Source organism: Pseudoalteromonas sp. P1-13-1a, assembly GCF_001401875.1.
In the GTDB taxonomy this organism is placed as follows: Bacteria; Pseudomonadota; Gammaproteobacteria; order Enterobacterales; family Alteromonadaceae; genus Pseudoalteromonas.
On record NZ_LKDV01000009.1, the window covers coordinates 107,951 to 120,661 of the forward strand.

At 40.7% G+C, this 12,711-nt stretch carries 14 protein-coding genes; 11 read left to right on the forward strand and 3 right to left on the reverse strand.

Features of this window, described 5'->3' with window-relative positions:
- Window position 1: 1 nt before the first annotated feature.
- From AN391_RS08245 to AN391_RS08255, 3 genes are read right to left on the reverse strand one after another with little or no spacing between them, the layout of a single operon-like run.
- Window positions 2-619, reverse strand: a complete 618-nt coding sequence (locus AN391_RS08245) for a peptidylprolyl isomerase (protein ID WP_055014962.1) — start codon at window positions 617-619, stop codon at window positions 2-4.
- Window positions 620-621: 2 nt separating this feature from the next.
- Window positions 622-1,182, reverse strand: a complete 561-nt coding sequence (locus AN391_RS08250) for a YajG family lipoprotein (protein WP_055014963.1) — start codon at window positions 1,180-1,182, stop codon at window positions 622-624.
- A 1-nt stretch (window position 1,183) separates the two neighbouring features.
- The gene (locus AN391_RS08255) at window positions 1,184-2,326 is read right to left on the reverse strand and encodes a methyltransferase (protein ID WP_055014964.1); all 1,143 of its coding nucleotides are present in this window, start codon (window positions 2,324-2,326) and stop codon (window positions 1,184-1,186) included.
- A 42-nt stretch (window positions 2,327-2,368) separates the two neighbouring features.
- On the opposite strand from AN391_RS08255, the gene AN391_RS08260 reads away from it, so the two are divergent.
- The 11 genes from AN391_RS08260 (at window position 2,369) to nqrM (ending at window position 12,298) form a co-directional block, all read left to right on the forward strand.
- Complete coding sequence (locus AN391_RS08260) at window positions 2,369-2,980, forward strand: alpha-ketoglutarate-dependent dioxygenase AlkB (RefSeq protein WP_055014965.1); 612 nt, start codon at window positions 2,369-2,371, stop codon at window positions 2,978-2,980.
- Between the two features lie 55 nt (window positions 2,981-3,035).
- Entirely contained in the window at window positions 3,036-3,347 is a 312-nt protein-coding gene (locus AN391_RS08265; RefSeq protein WP_055014966.1) for a BolA family transcriptional regulator, read from the forward strand.
- 104 nt (window positions 3,348-3,451) lie between these two features.
- Window positions 3,452-4,645, forward strand: a complete 1,194-nt coding sequence (gene fabV / locus AN391_RS08270) for an enoyl-ACP reductase FabV (protein ID WP_055014967.1) — start codon at window positions 3,452-3,454, stop codon at window positions 4,643-4,645.
- A 355-nt stretch (window positions 4,646-5,000) separates the two neighbouring features.
- Window positions 5,001-6,344 carry a Na(+)-translocating NADH-quinone reductase subunit A gene (locus AN391_RS08275; RefSeq protein WP_055014968.1) on the forward strand — a complete coding sequence of 448 codons (1,344 nt, stop codon included), beginning with the start codon at window positions 5,001-5,003 and terminating at the stop codon, window positions 6,342-6,344.
- A 3-nt stretch (window positions 6,345-6,347) separates the two neighbouring features.
- Window positions 6,348-7,550 (forward strand): NADH:ubiquinone reductase (Na(+)-transporting) subunit B, encoded by a 1,203-nt coding sequence (locus tag AN391_RS08280; RefSeq protein WP_055014969.1) that lies wholly within the window; start codon window positions 6,348-6,350, stop codon window positions 7,548-7,550.
- A complete protein-coding gene (locus tag AN391_RS08285; protein ID WP_055014970.1) occupies window positions 7,543-8,295 on the forward strand; it encodes a Na(+)-translocating NADH-quinone reductase subunit C in 753 nt (250 codons plus the stop codon). Before AN391_RS08280 ends, AN391_RS08285 begins: the two co-directional genes overlap by 8 nt.
- Window positions 8,295-8,927 (forward strand): NADH:ubiquinone reductase (Na(+)-transporting) subunit D, encoded by a 633-nt coding sequence (locus AN391_RS08290; protein WP_004587140.1) that lies wholly within the window; start codon window positions 8,295-8,297, stop codon window positions 8,925-8,927. Before AN391_RS08285 ends, AN391_RS08290 begins: the two co-directional genes overlap by 1 nt.
- Before the next feature lie 10 nt (window positions 8,928-8,937).
- On the forward strand, window positions 8,938-9,546 hold the full coding sequence (nqrE, locus tag AN391_RS08295; protein WP_004587139.1) for an NADH:ubiquinone reductase (Na(+)-transporting) subunit E: 609 nt from the start codon (window positions 8,938-8,940) through the stop codon (window positions 9,544-9,546).
- 18 nt (window positions 9,547-9,564) lie between these two features.
- Window positions 9,565-10,794 carry an NADH:ubiquinone reductase (Na(+)-transporting) subunit F gene (nqrF, locus tag AN391_RS08300; protein WP_055014971.1) on the forward strand — a complete coding sequence of 410 codons (1,230 nt, stop codon included), beginning with the start codon at window positions 9,565-9,567 and terminating at the stop codon, window positions 10,792-10,794.
- 97 nt (window positions 10,795-10,891) lie between these two features.
- A complete protein-coding gene (locus AN391_RS08305) occupies window positions 10,892-11,923 on the forward strand; it encodes an FAD:protein FMN transferase (RefSeq protein WP_055014972.1) in 1,032 nt (343 codons plus the stop codon).
- A gap of 162 nt (window positions 11,924-12,085) precedes the next feature.
- The gene (nqrM, locus tag AN391_RS08310; RefSeq protein WP_004587136.1) at window positions 12,086-12,298 is read left to right on the forward strand and encodes a (Na+)-NQR maturation NqrM; all 213 of its coding nucleotides are present in this window, start codon (window positions 12,086-12,088) and stop codon (window positions 12,296-12,298) included.
- Window positions 12,299-12,711: the final 413 nt, after the last annotated feature.

Genomic DNA, 12,711 nt, shown 5'->3' on the forward strand with positions numbered 1-12,711 from the left:
TTTATAATGGGGTTTGCTCAAGTACTTTAATATTTAAAATAACAACGGGCGTTTTTGGTACAAAGTCATAGCCAATTTTTTCATTAAAGCCGGTTTCTACAGCCATAATTTTATCTAGCGTGTCGTAACCATCCATTACATTGCCAAACACGGCAAAGCCCCAATCTCTTCCTGGGTTTAAATGATCGTTATCATCCATATTAAAAAAGAACTGGCGAGTTCCTGAATGCGGTTCACGGTCTTGATACGCCATAGCAATGCTGTACATATCATTTTTTAAACCGTTGCCGCTTTCGTTAAATATAGGATCGTTTTCGTGCAGGCCGTCAAGGTCTTTATCGTAGCCACCGCCTTGTATTACAAAGTCACGGTCGTTTTCAACATCACGTTCTACACGGTGGAATATACTGCCTTGGTAACTTTTATCCATTACGTAGGTTAAAAAGTTATTTACTGTAATAGGGGCTTTTGAGCGGTCTAGTTCAACCACAATGCTGCCCAATGACGTGACTATTTCTACACGCGGGAAAATATTGTCTTTTTGTACAAAACGGCCTTCTTGCGCGGCAAAGGTGCTTACACTGAATAGTAGGCTCAAGCAGATTAAAAATTGTTTCATTGTTAACCTTCTAAAAATTCAATTAATTCTGGGTCCGATACAATGCGGGTTATAACTTGTTCCGTCAACTTATTGAGTTGACCTTCAATTTTGGCGCGATCGTGGCTCAGCGGCCCTTCTAAATTTGCGCTGCCGCGGTACACCTTAGTGAAATTACTGGTAGAGCGAAGTACGCGCACACCCAATTCAATGTTCGCTTCGCTGGTATGGCTCATGAGCTTTTCAGTCACTAGTGCTTGTAAGGCATGAATGTCTAGTTCAAAGCGGGTTGTTGCTAGGTTAGAAATACTTGCTCCGTTACGGTTTAGCGCGCTATCTAATACGCTTTTAACAGAGGTAACAATATCTTGGCTTGCAAAGGTTTTAGTCTTATCTGACTCAACAAGCTTAAGGGTTGCGCTATCGCCCCGTAAATCAATGACGCTGGTACTTAAACTGGCTGATATAACACTAATTTGCCCGTTTTTATAAACTGGGTTTAATATCACTTGGTTTGGCTGATTACTGCATGCGCTAAACACCAGCATGGAGCAACAGGCTAAAATAAATTTAGTTAATTTCATTTTATAGCATCCCACTATTTTTAGTTGCGCTGAGCACTACAAACTTTTTGTTTGAACCTAATAGCTTACAGTTACCAAACATACGATTTAATTTATCGTGATAATCTAAATGACGATTACCAATAATACGTAGCTCGCCACCTTCTTTTAATGTGTCTTTAGCTTGTTTAAACATTTGCCACGCAATGTGATCGGTAACGGCTTGGGCTTGGTGAAATGGCGGGTTACACAACACCATATCAACACTGTTTTTTTCAAAGCCGGTTAAGCAATCATTTTCTATAAATTGGCAGTCATCAAATCTATTTGCTTGGTTAAGTTCTACATTTAAACGTGCAGATTCGACCGCCATGTACGACTCATCAACAAAGGTTACCGACGCATTTGGACAGCGTGATAGCGTCATTAACCCCACTACGCCATTACCACAGCCTAAGTCGATAATGCTTTTTGCCTTTGAGGTTTGTGGCAAGTAATTAAAAAAGAACCGTGCACCTATATCTAACGAATCGCGCGAAAACACATTGGCATGGTTCGTTATATTAAAGTCAGTGCCTTCAAGTTGCCAACTGACCGGAAAGTTAGCCGCTTTATAACCGCCTTTTGCTGTACTTAATATCAAACGCGACTTTTTAACGGCCAAGCTTGTTTTGGTCTCGCCAATAAATTGCTCAAACGCTTTTATAGTTGAATTATGTATTTCCTTTGTTTTACCTGCGGCAATAACCGGTGTGCCAGGGGCAAGTACTTCACTTAACTCACTTAATTGAAACTGTAAGAACCCTACGTTACGTGGCACTTTTATTAGTACTAAATCAACCTCTTCAGGCAGCGCAGATAAGCTATCTAACTGTGTAAATTGTGCTGTTGATAGTTTATTTTCTTTTAAATTATAGGCTGCAGCTTGGTGGCTAATATAAGAATCGTTAACTGAACAAACCGTTAATTCACTAAAATAACAGGCCAGGGCACCAAACGCGTCGTTTAAAATGAGTAATGAGCGACAATCAGGGTGATGTTCGTTAACATAATTGATAAGGTACTCATCGGCCGAATCCCATGCTTGTAAACTGCGGTTTTTTTGATCCAAAGGGAAACGTTCAAGAGTAAATGTTTTATCGCCTAGCTGGGCTTGCGTCGTCATAATGGTTTGTTGATCAGAAATCTAATGTAGGTAAATTCTAACATGCAACGGCAAAACGCCAACCCCCAACAGTTACCAAACGGCTTTTCTTATCAAAGTAAGGCGCTTAGTGCGCAAAAAAGCCTCGATTTGTTTTATTATTTACAAAAAAACCTTAACTGGCAGCAGCCTAATGTCACTGTGTATGGCAGAACTGGACCCATACCACGCTTGCAATGCTTTATGAGTGATTTAAATATTGAATATGGCTACTCACACAGTAAACAATTAGTAGAGCCGTGGGATGATGTACTTTTAGCGATGCGCAAACGTTTAGAGCGACATTTAAACAAGCCGCTTAATTCGCTATTAGTCAATTACTATCGTGATGGTAACGATACTATGGGCTGGCACAGTGATGATGAAATAGAACTCGGCCCAGAGCCTACCATAGTATGTATATCGCTCGGTGCTGAGCGCGTACTCAAGTTAAAACAAAAGGCCACGAATAAAGTCACCGACTTAAAATTACAAAGTGGCAGTTGCTTAGTGATGAGCGGGCATAGTCAGCGCGACTACCAGCACGCAATACCTAAACAAACAACCCTTGCGCACCCACGCATTAGCTTAACGTACCGATTTATTGAGCACATTAAACAAAAGCAATTTAGTTAGTTAAATTAACTTGTTATAGTAGCTGCACAAATTAGTGACTAAATATGGTGTTTTAATGTCAATGCAACAACAAATCCAAGACAAGCTTAGTAGTGCGATTGCCTGTAAGCATTTAAACGTAATTAACGAAAGCCATATGCACAGCGCTGGCACTGAGTCGCATTTTAAAGTGATTGTAGTGAGCGAAGAGTTTGCGGGTAAACGTTTACTGCAGCGTCACCGCCAAATTAACGAAGTACTAAAAGATGAATTAGCAAATTATATACACGCATTAGCTATTCATACTTACACGCCTGATGAATTCACAGAGCAAGGCGGCGAAGCGCCAGACTCACCTGATTGTTTAGGTGGCTCAAAGCTTCATTAATATAAATAGGGTATTTGATCGGTGTTTAACTGATCAGATCAGTGTTTTTAGTATTAGCCTTTAAACTAGCGCTAATTTTTATTGCAAAAGATATAGGATGATCAATGGTCATTAAGCCTAAAATTCGTGGATTTATTTGTACTAACGCACACCCTGTAGGCTGTGCAGAGCATGTTCAAGAACAAATTAACTATGTAAAACAACAAGGCAAATTAAAAGATGCGCCTAAAAATGTACTCGTAATTGGTGCATCTACTGGCTACGGTTTAGCGTCTCGTATTACGGCAGCTTTTGGTGGTGGTGCTAAAACATTGGGTATTTTCTTTGAGAAAGAAGGTACAGAGCGTAAAACGGGTTCTGCTGGTTGGTACAATACAGCAGCATTTCAAGACGCTGCAGATGAAGCTGGGCTTTGGTCAAAAAATATTAATGGCGATGCGTTTTCTAACGAAATTAAGCAAAAGGCAATTGAGACAATCAAAGCAGATTTAGGCAAAGTAGACTGTATTATTTACAGCTTAGCATCACCTCGTCGTACTGATCCCAATACAGGTGAAGTGTATTCATCAACACTTAAGCCAATTGGCAATGCCGTTACCACTAAAAACTTAAATACATCAAAGCGTGTAATTGACGAAGTAACAGTTGAAGCCGCAAGCCAAGATGACATCGACAACACCATTAAAGTGATGGGCGGTGAAGATTGGGAAATGTGGATTGATGCATTAAAAGAAGCCGATGTATTAGCCGATAACTTTAAAACCACTGCGTATACATATATAGGTAAAGAGTTAACGTGGCCAATCTACGGACACGCAACAATAGGTAAAGCAAAAGAAGATTTAGACCGTGCAACGGCTGCAATTAAAGAATCAACAAAGGATTTAAATGGTCAAGCCTATGTATCGTCTTTAAATGCGGTTGTCACTCAGGCAAGCTCTGCAATTCCTATTATGCCGCTATATATCTCTGCTTTATTTAAAGTAATGAAAGCCGATGGCACCTATGAGGGCACTATTGAGCAGATTCATGCTTTATTTAGCGAAAACTTATACGGTGAAAACCCACGCTTTGACGAGGGCGGTCACTTATTCCAAAACTACAAAGAGCTAGAAGACGATGTACAAGCGCGTGTGCAAGCTGTTTGGGATAAAGTAGATACGAGCTCAATTGATGAGCTAACTGATTACGTGGGCTATCATAACGAATTTTTACGTTTATTCGGTTTTGGCATTGACGCTGTTGACTATGAGCAAGATGTAGATGCAGTGAAGCCAATTGCAAACATGATTGACTAAATCATACTGTGTAATTATAAAAAAGTCGCTTATTGCGGCTTTTTTGCTTTTAGTGTTTTAAATATTTTGTGGCCCTTAGGTGCTTCGGCTACCACTTTGGTCTACCTTGATTTTTATTTAAAACACTTAACAAAACTAAATAAGCGTTTCTGTCGTATAATTTTCATAAATACACTCGCATAGTCGTCCATAATGATGTTAAAATCGGAGCAATATGTGAGGAGTTTTACTGCGTTGCTTGTTTGATATTCCTAGCAAGTTGTTCTTTTGTACCTTGATATATCTTGGATAACTCAAATGGCGACGTGGTTGATACGATTTTTCAGTTTCTTTCCGTTAATTAATGCAAGTGCGTATGATCAACATAAAAAAAGGTCTGGATTTACCCATAGAGGGCGCGCCTCAGCAAGTTATTCATGATGGTTCTGCCATCAAACGTGTAGCTGTGCTAGGTGAAGAGTTTATCGGTATGCGTCCAACCATGCATGTTCGTGTGGATGACCAAGTCAAAAAAGGCCAGGTACTTTTTGAAGACAAAAAGAACCCAGGCGTCCTATTTACTGCACCAGCTTCTGGTACAGTAAAAGAAATTAATCGTGGTGCTAAACGTGTGCTGCAATCTGTTGTTATTGAAGTAAACGGCAGTGAGCAAATCACCTTTGACTCTTTCAATGCAGATGAGCTTGCAAGCTTATCGCGTGAAAAAGCCAAAGAAGTACTTGTTCAGTCAGGTCAATGGACAGCACTTCGTGCTCGCCCATTTAGCAAAGTAGCTGCGTTGGATGCAAATCCTAGCTCTATCTTTGTAACCGCTATCGACACAAACCCTCTTGCTGCAGACCCTGCAGTAATTATTGCCGAAAATGCAGCTGCATTTGAAGCGGGTCTTGCTGTTGTTTCGCGTTTGACCGATGGAAAAGTATTTGTATGTAAGCAAGCTGGCAGTCAAGTTCCTAGCTCGTCTATCGCTCAAGTAGAAGTACATGAGTTCGGTGGCGTGCATCCAGCAGGCTTAGTTGGTACTCATATTCATCACCTTGACGCAGTATCTGCGAATAAACAAGTTTGGCATATTGGTTACCAAGACGTTATCGCCTATGGTCACTTATTCCTTACTGGTGAAATCAACACTGACCGTGTAATTTCACTTGCAGGCCCTCGCGTTAAAAATCCTCGTTTAGTGAAAACACAACTAGGTGCTTCATTAGATGATTTAGTGGCAGGCGAATTAGAAGACGGTGATAACCGTGTAATTTCTGGTTCTGTTTTATCTGGCGCTATTTCTTCAGGTCCTCATGCATTCTTGGGTCGCTACCACGTTCAGGTGTCAGTTTTACTTGAAGGTCGCGAAAAAGAGCTGTTTGGTTGGATTGCACCAGGTAGTAATAAATTCTCTGTAACGCGTACATTCCTTTCTCACCTTGCACCGAGTCGTTTATTTAAAATGACAACGTCTACAGGTGGTTCAAAACGTGCCATGGTTCCAATTGGTAGCTACGAGCGCGTAATGCCGTTAGATATTTTGCCAACACTATTATTACGTGACTTAATCGCACGTGATTTAGACAGTGCAATTTCATTAGGCGCGCTTGAACTTGATGAAGAAGATTTAGCGTTATGTACCTTCGTTTGTCCGGGCAAATACGAGTATGGTTCTATCCTACGCGATTGCTTAACAACGATCGAGAAGGAAGGCTAAGAGATGGGTTTAAAGAAATTTTTAGAAGACATTGAGCCGCATTTTGAACCAGGTGGTAAACATGAAAAATGGTACGCCCTGTATGAAGCAGCCGCGACTATTTTTTATACGCCAGGTTATGTAAATAAAGGCGCAACTCACGTTCGCGATAATATCGACCTAAAACGTATGATGATTTTAGTGTGGATGGCGACGTTCCCAGCTATGTTTTTTGGTATGTTCAACATCGGTCATCAGGCCGCAGGTGCTTTAGCACAAGGTTTTGAACTAGCAAACTCTTGGCAGGTTGGTGTGTTCCAGTTATTTGGTGGTGAATTAACTGCTGAGTCGGGCTGGGGCGCTAAAATGTTCTACGGAGCATGTTTCTTCTTACCAATATACGCCGTTACGTTTGCAGTAGGTGGTTTTTGGGAAGTACTATTTGCTTCTGTGCGTAAGCATGAAGTTAACGAAGGTTTCTTCGTAACCTCTGTATTATTTGCACTTATTTTGCCTGCGACAATTCCTTTGTGGCAAGTGGCGTTAGGTATTACGTTTGGTGTGGTTATTGCTAAAGAAATCTTTGGTGGTACAGGGCGTAACTTCTTAAATCCTGCATTAGCGGGCCGTGCGTTTTTATTCTTCGCATACCCTGCACAAATTTCAGGTGACACAGTATGGACTGCAGTAGACTCGTTCTCTGGTGCAACTATGCTAGGTCAAGCGTTTGTAGGCACTCTTGATTACAGCAACATGGAGCTATGGTGGAATGCGTTTTACGGTTTCATTCAAGGTTCTGTAGGTGAAACATCTACCCTTGCTGTGCTTATTGGTGGCTTATTCTTAATTTACGTTCGCATCGCTTCTTGGCGCATTGTACTAGGTGTATTCCTAGGTATGGTGGCAACTGCATTCTTATTAAATGCAATTGGCTCTGAGAGCAACCCTGTATTTGCAATGCCTTGGCATTGGCATTTAGTACTGGGTGGTTTTGCATTTGGTATGTTCTTTATGGCTACTGACCCTGTATCAGCTGCATTTACCGATAAAGGTAAGTTCGCATACGGCGCGCTTATTGGCTTTATGGTAGTTATGATCCGTGTAGTAAACCCTGCTTTCCCAGAAGGCATGATGCTAGCAATTTTATTTGCTAACTTATTTGCTCCACTGTTCGATCACTTTGTAGTGCAAGCTAATATCAAGCGGAGGTTGGCACGTAATGTCTAGTAATAACGAATCAATCGGCAAAACGTTAACGGTTGTTGTTGCACTATGTTTAGTGTGTGCAATTATTGTATCGTTTGCTTCTGTACAGCTTCGTCCTTTACAGCAAGCTAATAAAACTCAAGATATTCAACGTAATATCTTAGCAGCAGCTGATATTGAAATTGCAAGTTCTGTATCTGACACATTCGATGGCAAAATCGAAGCACGTGTTGTGGATATGGACACTGGCGAGTTTGTTGAAGGTGCTGATCCTAACTCATTTGATTTCGAAAAAACGAAATTCGATCAACAAAGAAGTTTTGCACTTAAAGCAGAAGGGATTAAGGACATCGCTGGTATTCAGCGTATGACTAAAAACTCACCTGTTTACATCTCTAAAAAAGAAGATGGCTCTACAGATGCAATCATTTTACCTATCCAAGGTTACGGCCTTTGGGGTGTTATGTACGGTTTCTTAGCGCTTGAAAGCGATGGCGAAACAGTTAAAAACATCAACTTCTACAAGCATAGCGAAACACCAGGCCTGGGTGGCGAAATTCAAAACCCACAATGGACAGCTAAATGGCAAGGTAAAGAGTTACCTATTAACATTATGAAAAGCGGTGCTAGCAACGAACATCAAATTGATGGTTTATCAGGTGCTACACTAACTTCTAATGGTGTTGATCACACAGTTGACTTTTGGACTGGTGAAAACGGCTTTGGTCCTTTCCTTGCGAAGGTACGTGAAGGAGCGTTGAAATAATGGCTGATACTAAAGAAATGAAATCGGTCCTATTTGGTCCGGTTTTAGCTAACAACCCAATCGCATTACAAGTACTTGGTATTTGTTCTGCTCTGGCGGTAACGTCTAGCTTAAAAAATGCCTTAATCATGTCAATTGCATTGACATTAGTAACGGCGTTTTCTAGCTTGTTCATTTCAAGCATTCGTAACCACATACCTTCATCAGTACGTATTATCGTACAGATGACGATCATTGCTTCACTAGTAATTGTTGTAGACCAAGTATTACAAGCATTCTCTTACGCTACGGCAAAAGAGCTTTCTGTATTCGTTGGCCTAATTATTACTAACTGTATTGTTATGGGTCGTGCTGAAGCGTACGCAATGAAGTCGCCACCACTTATGTCATTTTTAGATGGCATTGGTAATGGTCTAGGCTACTCAGTGGTATTACTTACTGTTGGTTTCATTCGTGAGCTATTTGGTAAGGGAACACTATTCGGTGTTGATATTATCCCATTAGTACAAGATGGTGGTTGGTATCAACCTATGGGTCTATTGATTTTACCACCGAGTGCATTCTTCATCATTGGTTTATTCATATGGGTACTTCGTACTTATAAGAAAGACCAAGTAGAAGCTAAAGCGTAAGGGGCAAGCAGTGGAACATTATATTAGTTTATTTGTAAAAGCGGTTTTTATTGAAAACTTAGCTTTAGCTTTCTTCCTAGGTATGTGTACTTTCTTAGCTGTATCTAAAAAAGTAACTACATCAATTGGCCTAGGTGTAGCCGTTATTGTTGTACTAGGTATCTCTGTACCAGTAAATAACTTGGTTTACCATGCCGTACTTGCACCAGGTGCATTAGAGTGGCTTGGTTACCCTGAAGCAGACCTTAGCTTTTTACGTTTCTTAACTTTCATTGGTGTTATTGCAGCACTAGTGCAAATTTTGGAAATGGCATTAGATAAGTTTTTCCCTGCACTTTACAACGCATTAGGTATCTTCTTACCACTAATCACAGTTAACTGTGCAATTTTTGGTGCGGTATCATTCATGGTTGAGCGTAACTATAACTTCGGTGAGTCTGTTGTTTATGGTGTTGGCGCTGGTGTTGGTTGGGCGCTTGCAATTACATTGCTTGCAGGTATCCGTGAGAAAATGAAATATTCAGACGTGCCAGATGGCCTACGTGGTTTAGGTATTACCTTCATCACTGTTGGTTTAATGGGTCTTGGCTTTATGTCATTCTCTGGTATTTCACTGTAAAGGTAGCGAGGATAAATCATGAGTTATGAGATTTTCTTAGGCGTTGGTGTTTTCATCGCTATCGTTGTACTACTAGTTTTAGTTATCATTGGTGCTAAATCTAAGTTAGTTGCAAGCGGTGACATCATCATCGGTATTAATGGCGATCCAGATAAAGCCATTAAAACATCAGCAGGTAGCAAGCTTTTAGGCGCGCTATCTGAATCAGGTATTTTCGTATCATCTGCATGTGGTGGCGGTGGCTCTTGTGGTCAGTGTCGTGTACACATTAAAGAAGGTGGTGGCGATATCTTACCAACAGAACTTGATCACATTTCTAAAGGTGAAGCCCGTGAAGGCTGTCGTTTAGCGTGTCAGGTAAATGTTAAAAACGACATGGAAATTGAACTTGAAGAGTCAATTTTCGGTGTTAAAAAATGGGATTGTGAAGTTATCTCTAACGATAACAAAGCAACGTTCATTAAAGAGCTTAAGCTACAAATTCCAGATGGCGAATCAGTGCCTTTCCGCGCGGGTGGTTACATCCAAATCGAAGCGCCTGCTCACCATGTTAAATACGCAGATTTCGATATTCCTGAAGAGTATCGTGGCGACTGGAATCACTTTGGTTTCTTCGACCTGGAGTCAAAAGTAGACGACGAAACTATTCGTGCATACTCAATGGCTAACTACCCAGAAGAAGAAGGCATTATCATGCTTAACGTGCGTATTGCTACGCCGCCGCCAAGAAATCTAAGCCTACCATGTGGTAAAATGTCATCGTACATTTGGTCACTTAAAAAAGGCGACAAGGTTACTATTTCAGGTCCATTTGGTGAGTTCTTCGCTAAAGACACTGACGCTGAAATGGTATTCGTAGGTGGTGGTGCAGGTATGGCACCAATGCGTTCACATATCTTTGACCAACTTAAGCGTTTAAATTCTAAGCGTAAGATTAGTTTCTGGTATGGTGCACGTTCTGAGCGTGAAATGTTCTATGTTGAAGATTTCGACGGCTTAGCAGCTGAAAACGATAACTTTGTATGGCATACCGCATTGTCTGATCCACAACCAGAAGATAACTGGGAAGGTTACACAGGCTTTATCCATAACGTACTTTATGAAAACTACTTGAAAGATCATGAAGCGCCAGAAGATTGTGAGTTCTACATGTGTGGTCCTCCAATGATGAACGCGGCTGTTATCGGCATGCTTAAAGACCTAGGTGTAGAAGACGAAAACATCTTACTAGATGACTTCGGTGGCTAACACCCATATCAAAACAACTTAGTTTTGGTTAAAATACAGGCCTCGTCGCACTTTGTGCTACGGGGCTTTTTTATTTTATTTTACATGGGCTAATTTAATGAACAGAGTAAGCAGTTCTCAAGGCGTTATCAGTATTTTTTTATTAACTATAATGCTATTTATCTCTGGCTGTGGGGCTGATAAAACACCTCAGGAGGTATTTTTAGAAGGCAAAACGATGGGCACTACCTATCATATTAAATACTTTGCCGACGATGAAAACATTGATGCCACTAAGTTACAGCAGCAAATAGATGATGAGCTAAAAGCAGTAAATCAGTCTATGTCTACGTATATTCCAGACTCTGAAATTAACACCTTTAATAAACTACCCGCCAATCAGGTTATGCCAATTAGTGAAGATTTTAGGGCTGTGGTGAGTGAGTCGATTCGTTTAGGTAAGTCGACCAAAACGCTTGATGTAACGATGGGCCCATTAATAGATTTATGGGGCTTTGGACCTGATAAAAAACCAACTAAGCGCCCAAGTGATGAAGCACTTGCTGCAATGATTGAAAAAATTGGTGTAGATAAACTCAACCTTACTGAGCAGGGCCTTGCTAAAACAGTTGATGGTTTAGAGTTGTCGTTTTCGGCCACAGCGAAAGGGTATGGCATTGATAAAGTAGCGCAATTACTTGAAAGTCAAAATATTAGTAACTACATGGTAGAAATAGGTGGGGAGCTGCGCATTGGCGGTGAAAAGCCAAATAACCAAGACTGGAAAATCGCGATAGAGCAGCCAGATGCGCCACCAGGCGAGCGAAAAGTTCACCGTGTATTAACGCCCGGTACGAATGGCATTGCAACATCAGGTGACTACCGTATTTTTTATAAAATGGATGGCGAAACCTACACCCATTTAATAGACCCTGTAACAGGCATGCCCATCAAACATGACTTAGTGTCGGTTACTGTATTACACCCTAGTGCAATGACCGCAGATGGCTTAGCAACGGCATTAACGGTTATGGGAATGGATGATGCTAAAGCATATGCTGAAAAGCACGATTTACCAGTGTACTTAATGGCTAAATCAGACAAAGGCATTGTGACTTACGCGAGCACTGCATTTAAACCTTATTTGTAATATAATGGCGTTTAGCTAACACTTTATTAGTGCTAAACGCATATTTCACTCGATTTTTTGAGATAGACTTCTCTCGCATCTATGTGGGTTTTGGGTGTATAATTTAGCGGTCGCTCAACAATGTTTGAGCATAATTTATTGCTGATCAATAGGGGCTAAGCAATGTCACTTTTTCTTCTTACATTTGGTTTATTAATTTTAATCGTGATAGCTATGGCTGTTGGTATGATCGTGCAAAGAAAATCTATGGCAAGTAGTTGCGGTGGATTAGGCTCGGTAGGTATTGATAAAGCCTGTGATTGTGACGATCCTTGTGATAAGCGTAAAAAGCGTATGGCTAAAGAGCAAGCCTGGAAAGAAAACCAAATTATTTAAGCAGTAGCTTAACGACAAAAAGCGCCTTATGGCGCTTTTTTTGTACCTGTATATTTAGTGCCCAGATTATGTTTTAAATAAACACAAGCTTAATGTATTAGACCAAGGTCTATAGTTTAGTTTTTTTCACCTATTAGGTTTATTTTTCTCGTTTGTCAAATTGGAGCTAACACTCTAAAGTTTAACCATAGACACGGAGCAAGGCTCTCGTCATAAGCTAGAGGCATGAAGTTAGCCTCGCTTAAAAGAATCTTTATATTGTGTGTGAAGATGTTGTCAGTGTGAAAGGCAACTCAAGGTCGGTGGTGACCGGTTTTGAGTTGTTTTTATTCCCTACAATTGCCACGCAGTGTAAACCAAAAATCTTTATATTGTGTGTGAAGATGTTGTCAGTGTGAAAGGCAACTCAAGGT